At 72.3% G+C, this 20,068-nt stretch carries 19 protein-coding genes and 1 riboswitch; of the genes, 8 read left to right on the top strand and 11 right to left on the bottom strand.

Annotation, left to right across the window (positions count from 1 at the left end):
• Positions 1-35: 35 nt before the first annotated feature.
• Positions 36-791, bottom strand: a complete 756-nt coding sequence (locus tag ACFWN1_RS21350) for a CbtA family protein (RefSeq protein WP_384364153.1) — start codon at positions 789-791, stop codon at positions 36-38.
• A 22-nt stretch (positions 792-813) separates the two neighbouring features.
• The gene (locus ACFWN1_RS21345) at positions 814-1,035 is read right to left on the bottom strand and encodes a CbtB-domain containing protein (protein ID WP_130330563.1); all 222 of its coding nucleotides are present in this window, start codon (positions 1,033-1,035) and stop codon (positions 814-816) included.
• A gap of 61 nt (positions 1,036-1,096) precedes the next feature.
• Positions 1,097-1,169, bottom strand: a riboswitch (cobalamin riboswitch).
• A 245-nt stretch (positions 1,170-1,414) separates the two neighbouring features.
• Between ACFWN1_RS21345 and ACFWN1_RS21340 the strand changes: the two genes are divergently transcribed.
• The 3 genes from ACFWN1_RS21340 to ACFWN1_RS21330 all read left to right on the top strand — a co-directional run bounded on the left by ACFWN1_RS21340 (position 1,415) and on the right by ACFWN1_RS21330 (position 4,143).
• Positions 1,415-2,371: a GlxA family transcriptional regulator gene (locus ACFWN1_RS21340; protein WP_384364150.1), complete on the top strand. Its 957-nt coding sequence runs from the start codon at positions 1,415-1,417 to the stop codon at positions 2,369-2,371.
• Between the two features lie 136 nt (positions 2,372-2,507).
• Positions 2,508-3,503: a type I glyceraldehyde-3-phosphate dehydrogenase gene (gene gap / locus ACFWN1_RS21335; RefSeq protein WP_384364148.1), complete on the top strand. Its 996-nt coding sequence runs from the start codon at positions 2,508-2,510 to the stop codon at positions 3,501-3,503.
• Between the two features lie 262 nt (positions 3,504-3,765).
• The gene (locus ACFWN1_RS21330) at positions 3,766-4,143 is read left to right on the top strand and encodes a VOC family protein (protein WP_384364146.1); all 378 of its coding nucleotides are present in this window, start codon (positions 3,766-3,768) and stop codon (positions 4,141-4,143) included.
• Between the two features lie 199 nt (positions 4,144-4,342).
• Here the strand turns inward: ACFWN1_RS21330 and ACFWN1_RS21325 are convergent, their stop codons facing one another.
• A complete protein-coding gene (locus tag ACFWN1_RS21325; protein ID WP_384364144.1) occupies positions 4,343-4,879 on the bottom strand; it encodes a DoxX family protein in 537 nt (178 codons plus the stop codon).
• A 295-nt stretch (positions 4,880-5,174) separates the two neighbouring features.
• Here ACFWN1_RS21325 and ACFWN1_RS21320 point away from each other — a divergent pair, with 295 nt between their 5' ends.
• Complete coding sequence (locus ACFWN1_RS21320) at positions 5,175-6,464, top strand: YhgE/Pip domain-containing protein (protein ID WP_384364142.1); 1,290 nt, start codon at positions 5,175-5,177, stop codon at positions 6,462-6,464.
• 223 nt (positions 6,465-6,687) lie between these two features.
• Here ACFWN1_RS21320 and ACFWN1_RS21315 read toward each other — a convergent pair whose 3' ends face one another.
• Entirely contained in the window at positions 6,688-6,765 is a 78-nt protein-coding gene (locus ACFWN1_RS21315; RefSeq protein WP_370443954.1) for a 50S ribosomal protein bL37, read from the bottom strand.
• A gap of 223 nt (positions 6,766-6,988) precedes the next feature.
• On the opposite strand from ACFWN1_RS21315, the gene ACFWN1_RS21310 reads away from it, so the two are divergent.
• Together ACFWN1_RS21310 and ACFWN1_RS21305 are read left to right on the top strand one after the other, a co-directional pair.
• A complete protein-coding gene (locus ACFWN1_RS21310) occupies positions 6,989-8,374 on the top strand; it encodes a glucose-6-phosphate dehydrogenase (protein WP_384364140.1) in 1,386 nt (461 codons plus the stop codon).
• A 102-nt stretch (positions 8,375-8,476) separates the two neighbouring features.
• A complete protein-coding gene (locus ACFWN1_RS21305) occupies positions 8,477-8,953 on the top strand; it encodes a GreA/GreB family elongation factor (protein WP_384364138.1) in 477 nt (158 codons plus the stop codon).
• A gap of 78 nt (positions 8,954-9,031) precedes the next feature.
• On the opposite strand, the gene ACFWN1_RS21300 is transcribed toward ACFWN1_RS21305, so the two are convergent.
• From ACFWN1_RS21300 to ACFWN1_RS21290, 3 genes are all read right to left on the bottom strand, one after another.
• The gene (locus tag ACFWN1_RS21300) at positions 9,032-9,322 is read right to left on the bottom strand and encodes a hypothetical protein (protein WP_384364136.1); all 291 of its coding nucleotides are present in this window, start codon (positions 9,320-9,322) and stop codon (positions 9,032-9,034) included.
• Positions 9,323-9,341: 19 nt separating this feature from the next.
• On the bottom strand, positions 9,342-11,909 hold the full coding sequence (locus ACFWN1_RS21295; RefSeq protein WP_384364134.1) for an ATP-dependent Clp protease ATP-binding subunit: 2,568 nt from the start codon (positions 11,907-11,909) through the stop codon (positions 9,342-9,344).
• Positions 11,910-12,267: 358 nt separating this feature from the next.
• Entirely contained in the window at positions 12,268-12,987 is a 720-nt protein-coding gene (locus tag ACFWN1_RS21290) for a hypothetical protein (protein ID WP_384364132.1), read from the bottom strand.
• A 96-nt stretch (positions 12,988-13,083) separates the two neighbouring features.
• Between ACFWN1_RS21290 and ACFWN1_RS21285 the strand changes: the two genes are divergently transcribed.
• Complete coding sequence (locus tag ACFWN1_RS21285) at positions 13,084-13,530, top strand: MarR family winged helix-turn-helix transcriptional regulator (RefSeq protein ID WP_384364130.1); 447 nt, start codon at positions 13,084-13,086, stop codon at positions 13,528-13,530.
• A 250-nt stretch (positions 13,531-13,780) separates the two neighbouring features.
• Here the strand turns inward: ACFWN1_RS21285 and fdhD are convergent, their stop codons facing one another.
• Both fdhD and ACFWN1_RS21275 read right to left on the bottom strand, forming a co-directional pair.
• Positions 13,781-14,617 (bottom strand): formate dehydrogenase accessory sulfurtransferase FdhD, encoded by an 837-nt coding sequence (gene fdhD, locus ACFWN1_RS21280; RefSeq protein WP_384364128.1) that lies wholly within the window; start codon positions 14,615-14,617, stop codon positions 13,781-13,783.
• A 187-nt stretch (positions 14,618-14,804) separates the two neighbouring features.
• On the bottom strand, positions 14,805-15,065 hold the full coding sequence (locus ACFWN1_RS21275) for an NUDIX domain-containing protein (RefSeq protein WP_384364126.1): 261 nt from the start codon (positions 15,063-15,065) through the stop codon (positions 14,805-14,807).
• 487 nt (positions 15,066-15,552) lie between these two features.
• Here ACFWN1_RS21275 and ACFWN1_RS21270 point away from each other — a divergent pair, with 487 nt between their 5' ends.
• The gene (locus ACFWN1_RS21270) at positions 15,553-17,634 is read left to right on the top strand and encodes a SpoIIE family protein phosphatase (protein ID WP_384364124.1); all 2,082 of its coding nucleotides are present in this window, start codon (positions 15,553-15,555) and stop codon (positions 17,632-17,634) included.
• A gap of 171 nt (positions 17,635-17,805) precedes the next feature.
• Here the strand turns inward: ACFWN1_RS21270 and ACFWN1_RS21265 are convergent, their stop codons facing one another.
• Positions 17,806-18,633, bottom strand: a complete 828-nt coding sequence (locus tag ACFWN1_RS21265) for a transferase (protein ID WP_384364122.1) — start codon at positions 18,631-18,633, stop codon at positions 17,806-17,808.
• Complete coding sequence (locus ACFWN1_RS21260) at positions 18,630-19,889, bottom strand: glycosyltransferase family 4 protein (RefSeq protein WP_384364120.1); 1,260 nt, start codon at positions 19,887-19,889, stop codon at positions 18,630-18,632. The genes ACFWN1_RS21265 and ACFWN1_RS21260 overlap by 4 nt, the downstream gene beginning before the upstream one ends.
• Between the last annotated feature and the right edge of the window lie 179 nt (positions 19,890-20,068).

The following is a 20,068-nucleotide window of genomic DNA, read 5'->3' as shown; positions in this document are numbered from 1 at the left end:
GTCTCCGGGGGCAGCTTCCCGTCGTCATGTCGGGCTCACCGGGAGGCGGCGACCGCCCGGCCCGAGTTGCGTACCGCCGTGGGGCGGGGGTTCAGCAGCCGTTCGGCCAACTCGCCGAAGATCAGGCCGAATCCGGCCCACAGCACCGTCTGGATGGCCAGCGCGGCCAGCCGGAAGCGCCACAGCAGGGCGGCCGGGAAGTGTTCCGGCACCTCGTTGACGACCGGCAGGAAGGCGTATGCCAGGCCGGTCACCAGCGCGAAGGCGGCCACGGCCACGAGGGTCGCGTACCAGTTGCCCAGGCGCGGGGCGAGCCGCTTGCCGAGCAGGGTGGCACCGACCGCCAGGAGCACGCTGAGCACCATCATCAGGAAGTACAGCGTGGTGCGCTTGCCGATGGTGTCCGGGTCGCCGACCGAGGGCGGGTTGGCCGGGTACTTCAGGAACGGCACGACGTACACGGCGAGCAGCGCGGTGCCGGACAGCAGCAGCGCGGTGGCGCGGGGGCCGAAGCGGCCGACGCGGCCGAGCGCGAAGCAGTAGGCGAGCGCGGCGATACCGCCGAAGGCGACCCCGTAGACGAGGACACCGGTGGCGAGGCCGGCGGTGGACTGGAGCGAGCGGGAGACGACCTCCACCTCGTGCTCGTGGGAGTGGTGCCCCTCGAAGCTGATGGCGCTGTCCACGCTGGGCTCGCCGAGGAGGTACGCGGCGACCAGGGCGAGCACTCCGGCGGCGAGGCCGGCGAGCATGCCCCGCACGAGGAGGTTTCTGACTGTTGCGGAGTTCATGGCGGGTGCGGCGTCCCTCGCGTCAGTGGCAGGGGAAGCCGAGCAGGTGGCGGGCGTCGTGCACCCACTCGTGGACGTCCGTGCCGTTGAACACGGAGGTGGCGCCCTGCTCGGCGCCGACGAAGTACAGCAGGACCAGCATGAGGACGCCGAAGAACACCGCCCAGGGCGCTATCTCCTTCAGCGGCAGCGTGGCGGGGGCGGCGGGGTTTCCGGCGGTCGGCTGGGCGACGGTCTGCGCCATGGCAGTACCTCCTCTGGGAGTTCGCGTCCCATCTCGGTGGAGCACAGGACGACGGCCACGGGTCTGACTCGCGCGGCCCCTCGCGGGAACCGCGCACACAGTGGCGCGACCGTGCCGGTTTCTCACCGGCTTCCGTCTCGCCGTCGTCGATATCGCCCCGACGGTACCGCGTGTGACGTGGTCGGCCAAGACCACGTCACCATGGGTGATCTTCCTCTCTCCCAGGAGCACGGCGGAGAGTGAGCGGGCGTCAGTCCGTCCAGTCCTCGGCGTCGTCGGCCGGAGCGGCGGTGGCCGGCCCCGCTCACCGTGGGCCGGCAGGGTGGTACGAGGGAGGAGGGAATCCGGTCCCGCGACGGCTCGCCGTACGCTGCTGACCGTGCCCTCTTCCCGCCGCCGCCGTGTCGCCGTTCTCGTCCTGGAGGGCGCCAAGCCGCTCGACGTGGGTATCCCGGCCCAGGTCTTCACGGCCCGCGCGAGCATGCCGTACGAGGTACGGGTGTGCGGGGCGGCGCCGGGGCTGGTGACGGGCGGGGACGGCCTGTCGTACCACGTGGCGCACGGCCTGGAGGCGCTGGTGTGGGCGGACGTGGTGTTCGTGCCCGGCTACCGGTTCCCGGACCGGGAGGACCCGCCGGAGCCGGTGGTGGCAGCGCTGGTCGACGCGCACGAGCGGGGCGCCCGGCTGGCGGCGATCTCCACGGGCGCGTTCGCGCTGGCGGCCACCGGTCTGCTGGACGGCAGGCGGGCCACCACGCACTGGCACTACGCGCGGGCCCTGGCGGCCCGGTACCCGCTGGTCCGGGTGGACGAGAACGTGCTGTTCGTGGACGAGGGCAGCGTGCTCACGTCGGCCGGCGCGGCCTCCGGCATCGACCTGTGCCTGCACATGCTGCGCGCCGAGCTGGGGGTGGCCGCCTCCAACCACGCGGCCCGGCGGCTGGTCGCGGCGCCCTACCGCAGCGGGGGTCAGGCGCAGTACGTGCCGCGCAGCGTGCCCGAGCCGCTGGGCGAGCGGTTCGCCGCGACCCGGGAGTGGGCGCTGCACCGGCTCGGTGAACCGCTGAGCCTCCAGTCGCTGGCCCGGCACGCGGCGGTGTCGCCGCGTACGTTCTCCCGGCGGTTCGCGGAGGACACCGGGTACACGCCGATGCAGTGGGTGACGCGGGCACGGGTCGACCTGGCGCGCGAGCTGCTGGAGCGTTCGGAGCGGAGCGTGGAGCAGATCGCCGACGAGGTGGGGCTGGGCACCGGCACCAACCTCCGGCTGCACTTCCAGCGCGTCCTTGGGACCACGCCGAGCGACTACCGGCGGACGTTCGCCCGGGGCGAGTAGCTCTGGCGCGATCCCTGTGGCGCGATCCCTGTGGCGCGATCCCTGTGGCGCGATCCTTGTGAACCATGGCGCTCCTGCCACTGCCGCGCACGGCTCCCGCCAGCGAACCTGATGGCGAACGGAAGGGACACCATTCATGACGCGCATCGCCATCAACGGATTCGGCCGCATCGGACGCAACGTGCTGCGGGCTCTGCTCGAACGCGACAGTGACCTGGAGGTCGTCGCGGTGAACGACCTCACCGAACCCGCGGGGCTGGCCCGGCTGCTGGCCTTCGACTCGACGGCCGGACGGCTCGGGCGCCCGGTGGAGGTGGACGGCGACACCCTGGTGGTCGACGGCCGCCGCATCAAGGTCCTCGCCGAGCGCGAGCCCGCCCAGCTGCCCTGGGCCGAGCTGGACGTCGACATCGTGCTGGAGGCCACCGGCCGCTTCACCTCGGCGAAGGCCGCGCGTGCCCACCTCGACGCGGGTGCGAAGCGGGTGCTGGTGAGCGCCCCCTCGGACGGCGCCGATGTGACGCTGGCGTACGGCGTGAACAGCGACACCTACGACCCGGCGCTGCACACCATCGTGTCCAACGCCTCCTGCACGACCAACGCGCTGGCGCCGCTCGCCGCCGTGCTGGACGAACTGGCGGGCATCGAGCACGGGTTCATGACGACCGTGCACGCCTACACCCAGGAGCAGAACCTCCAGGACGGCCCGCACCGTGACCCCCGCCGGGCGCGCGCGGCCGGTGTGAACATCGTGCCGACGACCACGGGCGCGGCCAAGGCGATCGGCCTGGTGCTGCCGAACCTCGACGGCAGGCTGTCGGGCGACTCGATCCGGGTCCCGGTGCCGGTCGGCTCGATCGTCGAGCTGAACACCACCGTCGCCCGCGACGTCACCCGCGAGGAGGTGCTCGCCGCCTACCGCACGGCCGCCGAGGGCCCGCTCGCCGGTGTCCTGGAGTACTCCGAAGACCCCCTGGTCTCCTCCGACATCGTCGGCAACCCGGCCTCCTCCATCTTCGACTCCGCCCTCACCCGCGTCGACGGCCGCCACGTCAAGGTGGTCGCCTGGTACGACAACGAGTGGGGCTTCTCGAACCGGGTGATCGACACACTGGAGCTGCTCGCACACTGACCACCCGAAACGTGCTGGTGGAAACCGGCGGAGACGGGTGACGGTTCGGTCCGCGGCCTCAGAGCACCGAGTCCCGGAGTCACTCGGTGCTCTGAGCGGTCAGCCACGGATCGGAACGGTCCCGGCCGACGCCGGGCGGCTGGGCGGGCTCGCACCTTCGCCCTCAGTGGCTGGACGGACCTGATTCTCCGTCTCGCATCCTTGCCGTGCGGGGGGCTGAAAACCTCTGGACGGCGGGCATTTTTCATGATCGGGTGCCGGCATGAGTTCCCTGATCCGCCATGTCACCATCGACTCCGCCGACCCCTACGCGCTGGCCGTCTTTTGGGCGGAGGCCCTGGGAGGCCACCTCGCTGACGACGACTTTCCGGGGGATCCGGAGGCTTCGGTGACGGCTGCGGCCGCCACCTTGCTGTTCGTCAGGTCCGACGACCGCAAGACGCTGAAGAACCGTGTGCATCTGGATCTACAGCCCCAGGACCGCACCAGGGACGAGGAAGTCGAGCGCCTGCTCCTGCTCGGCGCCGATCAGCAGGGTGACCACCGCCGGCCGGACGGCACCGGGTGGGTGACTCTGCACGACCCCGAGGGCAACGAGTTCTGTGTGGAGCGCGGCGCGGCGGAGCGGGCGACCGGCTGACCCGATGCGCTGGCGGGCGGTGCGCGCCGTGCCGGAGACGGTGGCGGGCTCGGCGAGGAGGTGCCTGGAGGCGGGGGGCCTCAGGCTGACCGGCAGATGCACCATGGACATGCACCACGGACATCGAGTCCTCGACCGACATGCTCTGCACGCCGGTGCGCCGGTGTCGCCTCACCCAGGGCTCGCGGCTGCGAGCCGTTCACGGGGCGACCGGCGGCGTCTCCTCGCGCCGCTGGTCCGCGAGCATTTTTTCCCGGCGTGCGACCACGACCGCCGTGCCCGCGGCGCTCAGCACGAAGGAGAGCAGGACCAGCGGGGGGCGGTCGAGCCGGTAGCCGATAAGCCGGTCCAGGGAGTAGCGGCCGGGCCCGGTCACCCCGACGCAGGTGGCGATGTAGCCGAGGTAGGCCGGGTACTCGTAGCCGCCCGCGGTGGCGAAGAAACCGTTCGGCCAGTGCAGGGAGACGGCGCCGGCCATGCCGCCGGCCACGGCGGCACCGGCGGCGGGGGTGCCGAGGCCGGCGGCGAGCAGGACTCCCCCGCCCAGCTCCGCCGCGCCGGACGCGATGGCACTCGCCTTGCCGGGGCGGAAACCGATGGACTCCATGAACGTGCCCGTGCCGTCGATCCCCCCGCCGCCGAACCAGCCGAGCAGCTTCTGCGCGCCGTGAGCGGCCAGCACACCGCCGGTACCGAGGCGTACGGCCAGCAGTCCGAGATCCTTGCGTCGGCCCATGAGAGGTCCTTCCGTCGGCGGAGCGGTCCGCACTCGGCTACACGCTAGCGACCATCGGGGCGGCACGCCCCCTGAGGAACCGGGGGGCGGACGGGGCGTCACCGTCGCTCCGGACGCGCGCGCGGCGTTCGCCGTCCGGAGCAGCCGGGCGGTGTGGTGGCGGGACGTTCCGGCGTCCGCGAACTATCGTCGGCTTGCGTCCGCAGGCGGTGCGGTCCGGTGGCCGAACACGGGGTACGGGCCTCCCGCCGCCGCCCGTTCGGCGGTTGCCGCCGACTGCACCTCTTGGAGTGGTATGGCTTCCGGGATGCCCCCGCCCCCCTCCGGACGCCGGGTGCCCGCCTCGCGGTTGCTGGGGCGGTGGAAGCTGTGGCTGATGCCCGCCGTGCTCAGCTCCCTGGTCGCGCTGGTGCTGTCGCTGCTGTACATGGGCGGCATCCTCACCCCGGAGGGCAGCCTGCACCGGATGCCGCTGGCGCTGGTGAACCTGGACGACGGCAAGCCCCTCCCGGGCCGGCAGCTCGACGTCGGCACGCGGGCCGCCCGCTCCATCCTCTCCTCCGGCACCTCGGACGGCCGGGTCCGCTGGCGCCCGATGTCCCGGGCGAAGGCCCAGGACGAGCTGGCGTCGGGCGAGGTGTACGGCGCGCTGGTGATCCCGGCGGACTTCACCGCGACCGTGGGCGCGCTGACCACCGAGGACGCCAGGTCCCGCCCGGAGCTGACCGTGCTGACCAACCCCGGCGTGGGCAGCCTGGCCTCCTCGCTGGCGAGCCGGATCACCCAGGACGCGGCGCACCGGGTGTCGGTCTCGGTCGGCGAGCAGTTGTCGGCGTCCCCGCGGGTGAAGCGCGCGAACGCGGCGACCCGGGTGCTGATCGCCGACCCGGTGGAGGTACGCACCGAGGTCGGCCATCCGATCGGCGCCCACAGCGGTCTGGGACTGAGCGCCTTCTACTACGCGCTGCTGCTGGTGCTGGCCGGCTTCATCGGCGGCAACATCATCCACAACGGCGTCGACAGCGGGCTCGGCTACGCGGACACCGAGATCGGCCCGTGGCACTCGCGCCGCCCGACGGTGCGGATCAGCCGGACCCGGACCCTGGTGGTGAAGATGGCGATGACGGCGGGGCTCGCGCTGCTCACCACCTCGCTGATCATGCTGGCGACGATCGGCGTGCTCGGCATGGACGCCCCGCACCCGGGTCTGCTGTGGGTGTTCTCGTACTGCGCGGTGCTGACGGTGGGGCTCGGGGTGCAGGCGATCAACGCGGCCTTCGGCAGTCTGGGGCAGTTGGTGTCGATGTTCGTCTTCATCGCGTTCGCGCTGCCGTCCTCGGGCGCCACCGTGCCGCTGGAGGCGGTGCCGGGCTTCTACCGGTTCCTCGGCGCCTTCGAGCCGATGCGTCAGCTGGCGGCCGGGGTGCGGGCGATCCTGTACTTCGACGCGCGCGCCGACGCCGGGCTGCGGCGCGGCTGGGTGATGATCGCGGTCGGCTTCGTGGTGGGCCTGGCGTTCGGCTTCGCGGCGACCCGCTACTACGACCGCCGGGGCCTGCACCGGATGGTGCCCCGCCCGGCCTGACCGCCCGCTACTCGGGGAGGCGCGGCGGGCTCGTACGCGGGGGCGTCGGGTCGAGGCAGACGCGCTCGACTGCCGGGATGGTTGGTCCGTACGAGGGAGATGGCGCCGCGTGGGTGCGGGCGTCCTTCCGGGCAGGGGACCGCGGCCGGAGCTGAGCAGCCGGGAAAAGGGCCGGGCCCGGTCGCCTCGGGGTGAGGGGACCGGGCCCGGTGCGGCCGTCGTCTCAGGACTGGGGCCGGCTGCCGTGGTTGGCGCCGTTCTTGCGGCGGGCCTTCTTCTTCCGGCGTCGCTTCGAGGACATGCGAGCCTCCTTCTGGCGTGGTCGGACACGTTCGGCGCGGGACGGGTGATCACGTGCCCCGCGTGCCCGACACCATACATGCCGGAATGCCGGTCAGGCACAGCCGCCGGGGGCGCCCGCCCCGAGTCGCGCGCCGGGTCCGGGGCGCGGACGATTACGGGACACACAGAAGAGGGAGCCCGTCCCCGCGGGCGCCCGCCGCAGGCGTGAGGAGCATCAGCCGATGGCCGGAACCTGGGAAGCCGACGCTCTGGTCATCTTCGGGGTGACCGGGGATCTCGCACGGAAGATGACGTTTCCCGCGCTGTACAAGCTGGCCGGCAGGGGGCTGCTCGACTGCCCGGTGATCGGCGTCGGCCGGCGGGAGCTGAGCGACGGGGAGCTGGCCCGGCTGGCGCGTGAGTCGGTGGAGGAGGCGGAGGGGTCGGTCGACGCGGCGGTGTTCGACCGGTTGGCCGCGCGGCTGACCTATGTGTCCGGAGACCTCGCCGCGCCCGAGACCTATGCGCGGCTCGCCCAGGAACTGGGGGAGCGGCGTCGTCCGCTGTTCTATCTGGAGACCCCGCCCTCCCTGTTCGCGCCGATCGTGGAGCAGCTGGCGGCCGCCCGGCTGCTGGGGCAGGCACGGGTGGCGCTGGAGAAGCCGTTCGGGCACGACCTGGCCTCGGCCCGCGCGCTGGACGGCAGGCTGACGGCGGTGCTGGACGAGAACCAGATCCTCCGGGTCGACCACTTCCTGGGCAAGGAACCCGTCATCGAGCTGGAGTACCTGCGGTTCGGCAACTCCGCGCTTGCCGAACTGTGGCACCGGGACAGCGTGGTGGCCATCCAGATCACGATGGCCGAGGAGTTCGGCGTCGAGGGCCGCGGCGCCTTCTACGACGGTGTGGGCGCGCTGCGCGATGTGATCCAGAATCATCTGCTGCTGGTGCTGGCCCTGGTGGCGATGGACCCGCCGGTCGGCCCGAGCGCGACGGATCTGTGGGACAAGCGGATCGAGGTGCTGCGTGCCATGCCGGCGGCCGACCCGCACGAGTACGTGCGCGGTCAGTACCCCGGCTACCGGCAACTCCCGGGCGTGGCACCGGAGTCGGCCACGGAGACCTACGCGGCGCTCCGGCTGGAGATCAACAACTGGCGGTGGGCCGGAGTGCCGGTGTTCATCCGTGCCGGCAAGCGGCTTCCGGTGCGGGTGACCGAGGTGCGGCTGATCCTGCGCGAGCCGCCCCGGCTCGGCTTCCTGCCCGGCCCCGGCCGGGTCGCCGGGAACCAGATCGTGCTGCGTATCGACCCCGAGGCCGGGATGCGGCTCCAGCTCTCGGCGCTGGACGAGGCGTCCGCCTGGCGGCTGGTCCCGCTGGACACCGTCTTCGCCCGCGAACTCGGCCGGCCACTGGCCCCGTACGAGCGTCTGCTGTACGCGGCACTGACCGGCGACGACAGGTACTTCGCGCCGCTACGGGCGGTGGAGGAGTGCTGGCGCGTCATCCAGCCCCTCCTCACTTATCCCTCGCCGGTCCACCCCTACCCGCCCGACTCCTGGGGCCCATCCCAGGCCGACGCCCTGGTGGCGGGCAGCGCGCCCTGGCAGCCGCCCTGGGTGCCGTGACACCGCTCCCCCACGGCGCGCCGCCGCCGCGACTGGATGGGGCGCTGGAGCGCAACTAGGGTGCTGATGTCCAGCACTTCCGCCTGTAGCACTGGAGCAGGAATGACCGGTGACCCCGAGCCGATCAACACCGAAGCCCGCGGCGCGCTCGAGCAGGAACTGTCCGAACTGCACGCCGAGCGCGAGACGGTCGCCGCGACGCTGAAGGACTCCGACGAGGTCGGTGACCATGCCGACCAGGCCGACGAGATCCAGCGGGCCGACCAGCTGAACCGCCTGGACGAGCGCATCGACCGGGTGAAGGACCGGCTGCGCCAGGCAGACATCACGGGCCCGGTGCCCACCGACGTGGTCGGGGTGGGCACGACGGTCACCGTACGGTTCGCGGACGACACCACCCAGACGCTGCACGTCGGCGAGATCGCCGACGCCCGCGACCCGAAGCTCGTCACGTCGGACAGTCCGCTGGGCCGCGCGCTCCTCGGGCGCGTCCCCGGCGACACCGTCAGCTACGACGCCCCCGACGGTGAGGCCACCGCGGTCGTCGTCTCCCTGGGTACGCCCGGCGACGAGGGCTGAGAGCACGCAGAGCACGGCAAGGGACCCGGGCCGACCGGCCTCGCGTCCGGTCCGCCCAGGTCGTCGTCGCAGGCGGGGTCAGCCGTCGTAGTGGGACGGCGGGAAGGGGTCCTCCTCCTCGCGCTGCCGGCGCGTCACATCCCCCGTCTCCACCTCGCCCCGGTCCGCCTGGCGGTCGATCTCGGCGCGCTCCTGCTGATAGGCCCGCTCGGGGCTCTCCTGTTCCCGGACAGGGAGGCCGGCATCGCGCCGGTCCTCCTGGGCGCGTTCCTGCAGTTGCGGCTCGTCCGGTCGGCGCGGCAGGCCGCGGCCGTGCCCGCGGTCGGGGTCGCCCTCGACATCCTTGTTGGACTTGTGATGGTGCGCCATGGTGTTCTCCTTGCCGCCGTCAGTCCTTCTTCGCGTCGGCGCCCTTGCCGCCGGCGTCCTCGGCATCCGTGTCCCCCGCGTCCGCGTCCTTGGACTCGGCCTTCTCGTCGTCCGGGGCGCGCACGGTGACGTGCAGCGAGTCGGCCTTGACGTCGGCGACGATCGTGTCCCCCGGCTCGGTCTGGCCGCTGAGCAGCAGCTCGGCGATGCGGTTGTCCAGCTCGGACTGGATCGTCCGGCGCAGCGGCCGGGCACCGAACTCCGGCTGGTGGCCGTGGGCGATCAGCAGCTTCTTGGCCGCCTCGGTGACCTCCAGGTGCAGTCCCTGCGACTCCACCCGGCGCCGGGTCTGCGCCAGCAGATGGTCGACGATCCGGGAGAGGTCGTCCTCGGTGAGGCTGTGGAAGATGATGATGTCGTCGATCCGGTTCAGGAACTCCGGCAGGAACCGCCCGCGCAGCTCCTCCAGCAGCTCGTCCTTGATCTCGGACACATCGCCCTGGTGCGCCAGGATCAGCTGGGCGCCGATGTTCGACGTCATGATGATGACGGTGTGCCGGAAGTCGACGGTGCGGCCCTGGCCGTCGGTCAGCCGGCCGTCGTCCAGGATCTGGAGCAGCGTGCTGAACACGTCCGGGTGCGCCTTCTCGATCTCGTCGAACAGGATCACGCTGTACGGCTGGCGGCGGACCTTCTCGGTGAGCTGCCCGGCCTCCTCGTAGCCGACGTAGCCGGGAGGGGCGCCGACCAGGCGGGAGACGGTGTGCTTCTCCTGGAACTCGCTCATGTCGAAGCGGATCATGCGGTCCTCGTCGCCGAACAGCAGCTCGGCGAGGGCCTTGGCGAGTTCGGTCTTGCCGACACCGGTGGGGCCGAGGAAGAGGAAGGAGCCCACCGGGCGGTCGGGGTCGCCCATTCCGGCGCGGTTGCGGCGCACGGCCTGGGAGACGGCGGTGACGGCCTCGTTCTGCCCGACGATACGGGCGTGCATCTCGTCCTCCAGGTTGAGCAGCCGCTCCTTCTCGCTGGCGGTGAGCTGCGAGACGGGGATGCCGGTGCGGCGGGAGACGATGTCCGCGATGTCGCTGGGGGTTACGGTGATGACACCCTCGCGGCGCTCCTCGATCCCGGCGACCTCGGACTCGACCTCGGCGATCTTGCCCTTGAGCTGGTTCGCCTTCTCGTAGTCCTGGCCCGACACGGCCTCGTCCAGTTCGCGCCGGAGCTTGGCGAGCCTGTCCTCGCGGGCGACGACCTCGGTGGAGCGGGCCGCGCCGCGCAGCCGCACCCGCGCACCGGCCTGGTCCATCAGGTCGATGGCCTTGTCGGGGAGGAAGCGGTCGGCGATATACCGGTCGGAGAGTCCGGCGCAGGCTTCGAGCGCCGACTTCTCGAAGCGGACCTGGTGGTGGGCCTCGTAGGCGTCGCGCAGCCCCTCCAGGATCAGCACGGTCTCCGCCACGCTCGGCTCGGGCACCATCACGGGCTGGAAGCGGCGTTCGAGAGCGGCGTCCTTCTCGACGTACTTGCGGTACTCGTCGATGGTGGTCGCGCCCGCCACGTGCAGCTCGCCGCGCGCGAGGGCGGGCTTGAGGATGTTGCCCGCGTCCATCGAGCCCTCGCCGGTAGCGCCGGCGCCGACGACGGTGTGCAGTTCGTCGATGAAGAGGATGGTCTCGCCCTCGGACGCCTGGACGTCCTCGATGACCTTCTTCAGGCGCTCCTCGAACTGGCCGCGGTACTGGGCGCCGGCCACCAGGCCGGACATGTCGAGGGCGACGACCCGCTTGTCCTTCAGCGTCTCGGGGACGTCTCCGGTGACGATGCGCTGGGCCAGGCCCTCCACGATGGCGGTCTTGCCGACGCCGGGCTCGCCGATGAGGACCGGGTTGTTCTTGGAGCGGCGGGAGAGGATCTCGACCGTCTGCTCGATCTCGTCGGCCCGTCCGACCACCGGGTCGAGCTTGCCCTGCTTGGCCTCCTCGGTGAGGTCGCGGCCGAACTCGTCCAGGGTGCTGCCGGGTCCGCCGGCGCTGCGGCCCTGGTCGTGACGGGGGGCCTGCTCGGTGCGGGAGGCCAGCTTCCTGCCGTCGACGCCCTCGGAGGACAGCAGCCGTCCGGCGCCCGAGTCGGCGTCGTCCAGCAGCGCGGCGAGGATGTGCTCCGGGCCTATGTAGGAGTTGCCCGCCGCCTGGGACTGCGCGAACGCGTCGGCGAGGGTGCGCTTGGCGGCCGGGGTGAGGCCCGGCTCGGCGGACGGGGTGCCGGACTCGCCGGGCAGCACCTCGCTGATCGTCTGGGCGAGCTTGTCGGGGTCGACTCCGGCCCGCGCGAGGATGCGACGGCTGGGCTCGACCTTGGTCGCGGCCCACAGCAGGTGCTGGGTGTCGAGATCGGAGGTACCGTCCTCCTCAGCCCTCCGCGCGGCCAGGTTGAGCAGTTCCTGGGAGGATTCCGTCAGCAGCCGACCGATCGGAACTCGCTGCACGGCGGGGGGCGATGACGCGGGTGACATGCCGAGGAACCGGTTCAGCAGGTCACTGAACGGGTCGGAGGAACCGAACGGTGAGCCGAACGACATCGACATGGCAGCTCCTGGTCAGCGACGGATCAGATTTTCACTGAACCGCGATGTCAGGGGCCTCGCAACCCGGGGAAATCAGTCCCCCCAAGGGTTTTCCGGGCTTCCCTCACCCATTTGCCGGGGCCCTGCTGACGGTGCCGAGCGTCATGTGCACACTCCTCGCGCAAACGCGATTCTTCGAGGCGTTGCAAGCCGATCTCTCCTACGGCGTCCTGCCGCTCCGGCTGCCAGAATCCCGGGCGGCCACCCGGCGCTCCGTCGAGACCCCGGTTCCGTTCCTGAGAGCGCCGTACACGCGAGAACGGCCGGCTCCCCGGGAAATGGCCGGCCGCCTTCCGTGCGACCGCTGGGCTCCCGGTGATCAGTCGGTGGAGAAGTCCGAGAAGTCGATCCAGATCATGAGGCGGTCTCGCAGGACCCGGTAGTTCTTGTCGCACATGTACGCGCGGCGTTTGCCGGGAATGATGAGCCCGTCGACCTCGACGTGCTCCGAGGCGTAGTTCGCGGCACGGAAGCCGCCGGCGATGTCGACGGTGTAGTCGTGGCGACGCAACAGCAGGTCCGGGCCGAAGTAGAACTCCTGGGCCCTGCTGTGGGTCACGAAGCGCGACGGCATCACCGCGCGCAGCCCGCGCCAGGTCTCCCCCTCCTCCTCCAGCGGTTCGATCTCCCATGTCTGCACACCCGGAAACGTCAGCGTGAACGGCGTGGTCAGATAGTTCCACATCGCGTACCCGCCGAAGTGGGCTCGCTGGAACGGTGTCCACGGAGTGTCGAGGGTGTGTCCCTCGAAGGTCTCCTCAACGCCGTACTGGTCGGCGACGAAGCGGCCTTCCAGGTCCTCGATCGCCACTCGGTCCGAATGGAAGTTCACCCGGCGGTCCGGCCCGCCGGCCGGAACGGTCAGGGCGCGCTGTTCATGTGCCGACGCCGTGATCCTGCGCGTCTGCGGGTCCTGAGGCGCCTTGCGGTCGAGCAGCTCGCCGCCACTCACCGCGTCCGCCGAGACCGACCGCGTCGCGGTCCAGCGGTCACGGCCGCCCGCGGCCTCGACCACGTCATCGAGCAAAGTGCCCATCATCACTCCTGCCACATCGTCGCATGGGAACGCTTCCCACCCGCTTGAAGATACGGGCATATCAAAGTAACTTACAACCTCCGGAGAGAGGATCGGATGATGAGCGAGGACGAGAGCAACAAGTCGCAGTGGGCCACGTGTCACTGCATACGAGTGAGACGGGCTTCGAGGTACCTGTCACGGCTGTACGAGGAGCAGATCGAGGCATCCGGGCTGAAGTCGACGCAGTACGCGCTGCTGATCGCCCTGCGCGACTTCGGGCCATGCTCGTTCGGCCAAGCCGCGGAGCTGCTGACCATGGACCGTGCCACGCTCGGCCACACGCTGCGCCCCCTGGAGCGCCAGGGTCTGGTGGCCACCAGCATCGATCCCCGGGACCGGCGGTCGAAACGGGTGGGCGTCACCCCGGCGGGTGCGGCACGCATAGAGCGGGGCTACCCCGGCTGGGAGGCGGCCCAGGAGAAGATCGAGCTGGCACTGGGCAAGGAGGACGCCGCGACACTCCGCCATCTGCTCGACCGGCTGCTCGCCCCCACCACCCCGTGACCCACTGACCCCTTCGGTCACGGCCCGGCGCCAGAACTCACCCGCACGGGCCGCGCCCGAAGAAGGCATGGGGCCCGCGGCCTTCACGGATCAGCTGCGCGCACGACGGCCTGGCCGGCAGGCTACCGACGCCTGCCCCACCCCCGCGCGTGCCGCTGGTGAAGCCGGACCGGACGGTGCCGGTGGGCCCGGTGACGACGCGCTTCCGCTCGCGTAGCACCAGGAGGCGCGGCCACCGGGGCGGAGGCCGTCAGGCGACGGGCTGCGGCTCCAGGCGTTCGGCGCCGGTGTAGACGTTCATCGAGTCGCCGCGCAGGAAGCCGACCAGGGTCAGGCCGCTCTCGGCGGCGAGGTCCGCCGCGAGCGAGGACGGAGCGGAGACGGCTGCGAGCATCGGAATGCCGGACATGACCGCCTTCTGCACCAGCTCGAACGAGGCGCGGCCGCTGACCATCAGCACACAGCCGCGCAGCGGCAGCAGTCCGGAGCGCAGGGCGTGTCCGACCACCTTGTCGACGGCGTTGTGACGCCCCACGTCCTCGCGCAGGCACAGCAGTTCGCCGTCGGAGGAGAAGAGCCCGGCCGCGTGCAGACCGCCGGTGCTGTCGAACACCTTCTGGGCGGCGCGCAGCTTCTCGGGCAGGGTCGACAGCGTCTGCGGGCTCATGCGCAGCTCGTCGTCGGCGACCGACCAGGCGGCGGTGGTGCGCACCGCGTCCAGGCTGGCCTTGCCGCACAGGCCGCAGGAGGACGTGGTGTAGAAGTTCCGCTCCAGGGAGGCGTCGGGGGCCTCCACGCCGGGGCCAAGGACGACGTCCACCACGTTGTAGGTGTTGCTGCCGTCCTCCGTGGCGCCCAGGCAGTAGCGGATGCCGGCCACGTCGGTCCCGGCGTGCGCGACGCCCTCGCTGACCAGGAAGCCCGCCGCCAGGTCGAAGTCGTCGCCGGGGGTGCGCATGGTCACCGTGAGGGGACGGCCGCCGACCCGGATCTCCATCGGCTCCTCGGCGGCGAGGGTGTCCGGGCGGTGCGAGGACACGCCGTCGCGGATGCGGAGCACTCGACGCCGCACGGTCACTCGTCCCATGGTCCTGTTCCTCTCCTTCGGGCTCCGGGCCGGGGTTGTCGTCACCTCCGGAGCCAGTGTGTGCCGGCCCGGCGGGGACGGCGTGTCGGGGCGGTGGGCCGGGCCGTGGCTCGGACCCGGCGGGGTCGGCTCCCGCTGTGACGGCATGCGGCGGTGGCGTGGAAAGTCCACTCTAGGTGACGCCGTGCTACGAGGAGAGGGCGGAAGGACTGGCGTGGCCCCCCGGCCGACGGCCGACGGCGTGGCGATGCCGGGGGGCGTCGACCAGGTAGCCGGTGAGTTCGTACACGGCGCGCTCGGCCGTCGCGCCCGGTGTCCCGGCCGGTTCGGCGGTGCCGGAGGGCAGCGTCCAGGGTCCGCCGTCCCCGTGGGTCACCTGCAACAGCCGTCCGTCGTCCACCGCGACCGCCAGCACCCGGCCGCCGGCCGCCTCCCGCTCGGAAGTCATGTGCCCCGTCCCCTCCCTGCGCGCCCGGCGCGCGCGTCGGCCACCCGGCGCGTCGGCCGGACGGTCGTGCCCTACCCAGGGACCGGGCCGCGCACCCGGTGCGGTCAGGCCGTCCTGAGCACGGCGAGGAACTTCCGCGCGTCGGTGTCCACTTCGCCCTCGACCCCGGTGACGGGCATGTTCTCCCCGTCGTACCGGACGGCCGGGGTGCCGGGCAGGCCGAAGGACGAAGGCGGCGATGGACTCTCCGGCCCACGCCAGGCAGGTGCCGTCGGAGATCTTGCGGTCGAAGTCCGCTGCTCGCGGCGGCCAGGGCGCTCAGGGCCTTCTGGTCGCCTTGCCGCCCATGCGGTCGTCCATCGTCCCGGCGAAGTGGAACTTCACCGCGTACGTCACAGCCGGGCCCGGCGCACGAACGGTGCGGGAAGCATTCGGGCGGGGCCCGGTCGGCACGACATGACACGGCTCGCGGGCGCAGTCTGGAGGGGTGAACACATCCCAGCACCGGGCTCCGGACCAAGGCCGTGACCTGGACAGGGCCGTGCTCGACGCGATGTTCGCCGACTCGCCGCTCCCGCTGTACGTGCTCGACGGCACGCTGGCGCTGGTGGGCTTCAACGACGCGGCCGGGGCCTTCGGCGGGCTGCCGCTGGACGCCCCGCCGGGCAGTCCCCTGGAGCGGTGGGCGCCCGGTCTGGCCCACGAACCGGTGGCGGCCGTGCTGCGCGAGGTGCTGGCCACCGGGCAGCCGCAGCGGGACATGGAGGTGGCGGGCGGGGCCACGCCGGACGCGCCGGACCGGGTGCTGGCACTGTCCGCGTTCCGGCTGCGGGACGCGGCCGGCGGGCGGCCGGGGCTGGCGCTCAGCGTCGTGGACGCCACCGACCGGCACCGGGCGCGGGTCCGGCTGGGCGTGCTGCGGGCGGCGAGCGCGCGGATCGGCACCAGCCTCGACACGGTACGCACGGCGCAGGAGCTGGCGGACATCAGCGTGCCCGATCTGGCCGACACGGTGGTGATCGACGTACTGGACGCGGTGCTGCGGGGCGACGTGCCGGACATCGGGTCACTGGGCCACGATCTGCTGCTGCGCTGCGTCGGGTACCGGTCGGTGCACGCGGCGAACGGGCACGGGGCGGTGGAGGTCGGCTGTGTGATGGAGCCGGGGCTCACCTCGCGGTACAAGGAGGTGCTGACCGAGGAACGCCCGGTGCTCATCACCGCGCACGACACGTGGGAGAGCGGGCCCACGCGGCCCGGGGGGCAGGAGGTCGCGCGGGAGAACTGCACGCTCTCCAGGATGGCGGTGCCGCTGGCCGCGCGGGGCGGTGTGCTGGGCCTGGCACGGTTCTACCGGGGCCGGGGTAACGCGCCGTTCACGGAGGACGATCTGCGCCTCGCCACCGAGCTGACCCGGCACACCGCGCTGTGCCTGGACAACGCCCGCCTGTACACCAGGGAACGGTCGGTGGCCCGTATCCTCCAGCTCAGTCTGCGGCCGGCGCATGTGCCGGGGCACAGCGCGGTGGCCACGGCGCACAGCTATCTGCCGAGCAGCACCAGCGTGGACTGGTTCGACATCATCCCGCTGTCCGGGGCGCGGGTGGCGCTGGTCGTCGGTGAGCCACCCACGCGGGGCATCCGGGCCGCCGTCACGATGGGCGGGCTGCGGGCCGCGATCGGCGCGCTGGCCTCGCTCGACCTGCCGCCCGAGGAACTGCTTGAGCGGCTGCACGACCTGGTGGGCCGGCTGGACGCGGAGCAGTCGCGGAACCCGGACGAGTCCCTGGACAGCATGCGCGCGGGCACGTGCTGTCTGTACGCGGTCTACGACCCGGTGACGCGCCGGTGCGCGGTGGCCAGCGCCGGCCATCCGCCGCCCGCCGTGGCCCGGCCGGACGAGCCGGTGGCGTTCGCGGAGATACCGGTCGGCCCGGCGCTGGGCCGGGGGGTGCCCCACTACCGCGAGGGGTACTTCGACGCGCCCGCGGGCACGCTGATGGTGTTGTGCAACCCGCTGCTGCTGCGGGACGCCGGCGCGGACTCCGGGCACCAACTGGCCCGCCTCTCCAGCGCGTTGCGCCCCCGGGACCGGCCGCTGCCGGACATCTGCGACGACCTGCTGCACGATCTGGCCCCGCACCACCCGGCCGACGACGGTGTGCTGCTGGTCGCCCGTACGTTCACCCTCGGCGACGACAGGGTGGCGTCCTGGTCGCTGCCGAACGAGCCGCAGGCGGTCGCCCTGGCCCGGGAGCGCACCGATCACCGGCTCGGCCGCTGGCAGCTGCCGGACCTGTCGTTCACCGCCACCCTGGTCGTCAGCGAGCTGGTCACCAACGCGATCCGGTACTCCGAGGGCCCGGTCCAGCTCCGGCTGGTCCGTGACGAGGCGCTGATCATCGAGGTCACCGACGACAGCAGCACCGCACCGCAGCTGCGGCAGGCCGAGGACGACGACGAGCACGGCCGCGGCCTCACGATCACCTCCCAGCTCACCGAGCGCTGGGGCACCCGGCGGGAGCCGCGAGGCAAGACCATCTGGGCCGAACTACCCGTCCACACCTGAGAGTCGGGGTGTCCGTCCGGCGCGTTCCCGATCGGCTGCGGCCTGCGCGGCGAACGGGTGCAGTCGGCGCTGTGCGCACCGGGCCGGCCGAGTACGCGGCGGCCGGGACCGCCTTCACGACCCGGCGGGGTCCGGCGGCACCGCTGTGCCGGACCCTGCCGCGCCCGGACCTCAGGACGGGTCGCTGACCTCGAAGGAGAGGTCGTTGTCGACCGTGTAGTAGGGGCGGACGAGGCGGCCGCCGGTGCGTGCCGCCGGGTAGGCGAAGGACTGCTTGCGGTCCGCCACGTCGTCCAGGACGCGGCCCACCCGGACCGGGGCCGCCCCGGTGGCGGGCAGCACGTGCACGTCCCAGTAGCGGACTCCGGCGCCGTCGCCGCCGGTCAGTTCGGCGTGCTCGACGGTGAAGCGGAAGTCCCGGCCGTCCTCGTCGGCGGCCGGGCGGACGGTGCGCTCCGCGCCGGTGTTCCGTCCGCGCAGCCGGACCACGGCGCCTTCGCCGAGGGCGGCGCCGTGCAGGCGTGCGGCGACCGTGGTGGCGCGGTCGCCGACATCGATCCGGCCGGCCTCCGCATGGGCGGTGCGCAGCCAGGCGCGGACCGCGAGGAAGCCGTCCACCGCCCGGTAAGGGATGCGGACCGCCACCGGGGACGGGCGGTCGACGCGGGCGCCGTCGACCAGGACTCGCAGGTCCAGTGGGCCGGAGGCCAACTGCTCGGTCCCGGCGTCCGGTTCGCGGACCAGGAAGGCATCCCAGCGGCCCTCCTCCAGCGCGGGCAGTGGCTCCAGCACGGCGCGGACCCGGCCGCCGGCCGCCGCTTCGAGCGAGAGACGGCGTTCGGCGGGGTCGGGCGCGCCGGTGCGGGGCCTGGCCTTGAGCAGCAGGTGGGGGCGGCCGTCCGACGCGGGCAGCGGCAGGTCGAAGGTGAGACGGCCGTCGGCGTCCGCCACACAGGTCACGCGGATCATCGGGGTCTCCTTGTCACTGGCCGTGCTCATCGCTGCCACCGGCGCACGGTGCGGCGCGCGGCAGAGGCGGCCGTGTACGCGAGGTCGTGGGCGCTCTGCGCCGCGGCTGTCAGACGTCCGGCGCGGGAGTCGCCGGAGGGACGGGCACCGGCCTTCTTGGCCGCGAGGGCGTCGGCCAGCAGGCGTTCGGCGTCGGCTACGACCTTGTCGGGGGCGAAGCGGCGGGAGTTCTCCAGCGCGGACTTGCCCATGGTGCGGCGGCGTTCGTCGTCGCGGACGAGGTCCAGCAGGGCCGCGCCGAAGGCGTCCGCGTCGCCGACCGGTACGAGCAGTCCGTCGGCGCCGTCCTTAATGATCTCGCCCGGTCCGTGGGCGCAGTCGGTGCTCACCACGGGGAGCCCGCAGCGCATCGCCTCGACGATGGTCATGCCGAAGGGCTCGAAGTCGGAGGAGGAGGCGGCGATGGATGCCTTGACCCACTCGGCCTCCATGGGCACGGCCGGGCCCATCAGGAAGGCGCTGTTGCTGAGACCGAGCTTCTCGATGAGGGCACGCAGCCGGTCGCGCTCCGCGCCCCTGCCGTAGATGCGCAGCCGCCAGTCGGGGTGGGCGGCGGCGACGTGCGTGAAGGCGCGGATCAGGGTTTCGTAGTCCTTCATCGGGACGAGCCTGCCCGCCGCGACGATCAGTCTGCCGGAGCTGTCCGAAGGCGGCAGCACGGGGTCCGGCACGCTGTTGGGCACGGCTTCGACGCGGACGCCGGGTAGCCAGGCGCCGCTCCGGTAGGCGCGCGCGTCCGCGTCGGTGACCGTGGTGAGCAGGTCGAGGCGGCGGTAGGCGCGGCGCAGTACGGTACGCAGCCGGGGCGAGTGGTGGCCCCAGGTCAGGTGTTCCTGGCCGACGCGGAGCACATGACCGGGCGCCTGGCGGGCGATGTGCACGTTCAGGCCCGGCCGGGTGCCGATGACGACATCGGCGTCCGTGGTGGCCAGGTATCCGGCGATGCGTTCGTCGCTCAGCCTGCTGTACTCGGAGTGCCGCCCTTCGACCGTGGGAAAGACCCGGGCGGGTTCGCGGTGGGCCGGGTGGTCCTGTTCCTCACGCAGATCGATCAGGGGGCGCAGCCGGACGCGCGGGTCCAGCGCGAAGGTGGGGCGCTCCCTGTTCCGGAACACGGAGACGATCTCCACCTCGTGGCGTGCGGCCAGCGCCCCGGCCAGGTTGAAGGTCGTGGAGACCGTCCCTCCGATCGGGTAGGCGCTGTGGAGCAGGAAAGAGATCTTCATGCCGGTCCAGACATTGTCGACGCGGGCGCGGTTGCAAGACGTTACCGCTTAGGGCCTGTCCGGCGGATCTTTGTGGAGTAGCCCGCGGCGTCTGGTGCGTGCTCTCGGCGTGCGCCCGGATCTCCCTCGTACTGGACGTACTCGGGTGATTCGGGCGTGCGGCGAGAGTGCGTGCCGGG

It is taken from the genome of Streptomyces sp. NPDC058459, from assembly GCF_042721685.1.
Lineage (GTDB): Bacteria > Actinomycetota > Actinomycetes > Streptomycetales > Streptomycetaceae > Streptomyces.
The sequence above is the reverse complement of the archived record's forward strand: the minus strand, read 5'-3'. Positions and strand labels throughout refer to the sequence as shown.

Bases quoted from the DNA above. Each gene is read 5' to 3' on its own strand.
- ACFWN1_RS21350 (WP_384364153.1), bottom strand. From the start codon at position 791: ATGAACTCCGCAACAGTCAGAAACCTCCTCGTGCGGGGCATGCTCGCC.
- ACFWN1_RS21345 (WP_130330563.1), bottom strand. From the start codon at position 1,035: ATGGCGCAGACCGTCGCCCAGCCGACCGCCGGAAACCCCGCCGCCCCC.
- gap (WP_384364148.1), top strand. From the start codon at position 2,508: ATGACGCGCATCGCCATCAACGGATTCGGCCGCATCGGACGCAACGTG.
- ACFWN1_RS21330 (WP_384364146.1), top strand. From the start codon at position 3,766: ATGAGTTCCCTGATCCGCCATGTCACCATCGACTCCGCCGACCCCTAC.
- ACFWN1_RS21325 (WP_384364144.1), bottom strand. From the start codon at position 4,879: ATGGGCCGACGCAAGGATCTCGGACTGCTGGCCGTACGCCTCGGTACC.
- ACFWN1_RS21320 (WP_384364142.1), top strand. From the start codon at position 5,175: ATGGCTTCCGGGATGCCCCCGCCCCCCTCCGGACGCCGGGTGCCCGCC.
- ACFWN1_RS21315 (WP_370443954.1), bottom strand. From the start codon at position 6,765: ATGTCCTCGAAGCGACGCCGGAAGAAGAAGGCCCGCCGCAAGAACGGC.
- ACFWN1_RS21310 (WP_384364140.1), top strand. From the start codon at position 6,989: ATGGCCGGAACCTGGGAAGCCGACGCTCTGGTCATCTTCGGGGTGACC.
- ACFWN1_RS21305 (WP_384364138.1), top strand. From the start codon at position 8,477: ATGACCGGTGACCCCGAGCCGATCAACACCGAAGCCCGCGGCGCGCTC.
- ACFWN1_RS21300 (WP_384364136.1), bottom strand. From the start codon at position 9,322: ATGGCGCACCATCACAAGTCCAACAAGGATGTCGAGGGCGACCCCGAC.
- ACFWN1_RS21295 (WP_384364134.1), bottom strand. From the start codon at position 11,909: ATGTCGATGTCGTTCGGCTCACCGTTCGGTTCCTCCGACCCGTTCAGT.
- ACFWN1_RS21290 (WP_384364132.1), bottom strand. From the start codon at position 12,987: ATGATGGGCACTTTGCTCGATGACGTGGTCGAGGCCGCGGGCGGCCGT.
- ACFWN1_RS21285 (WP_384364130.1), top strand. From the start codon at position 13,084: ATGAGCGAGGACGAGAGCAACAAGTCGCAGTGGGCCACGTGTCACTGC.
- fdhD (WP_384364128.1), bottom strand. From the start codon at position 14,617: ATGGGACGAGTGACCGTGCGGCGTCGAGTGCTCCGCATCCGCGACGGC.
- ACFWN1_RS21275 (WP_384364126.1), bottom strand. From the start codon at position 15,065: ATGACTTCCGAGCGGGAGGCGGCCGGCGGCCGGGTGCTGGCGGTCGCG.
- ACFWN1_RS21265 (WP_384364122.1), bottom strand. From the start codon at position 18,633: ATGAGCACGGCCAGTGACAAGGAGACCCCGATGATCCGCGTGACCTGT.
- ACFWN1_RS21260 (WP_384364120.1), bottom strand. From the start codon at position 19,889: ATGAAGATCTCTTTCCTGCTCCACAGCGCCTACCCGATCGGAGGGACG.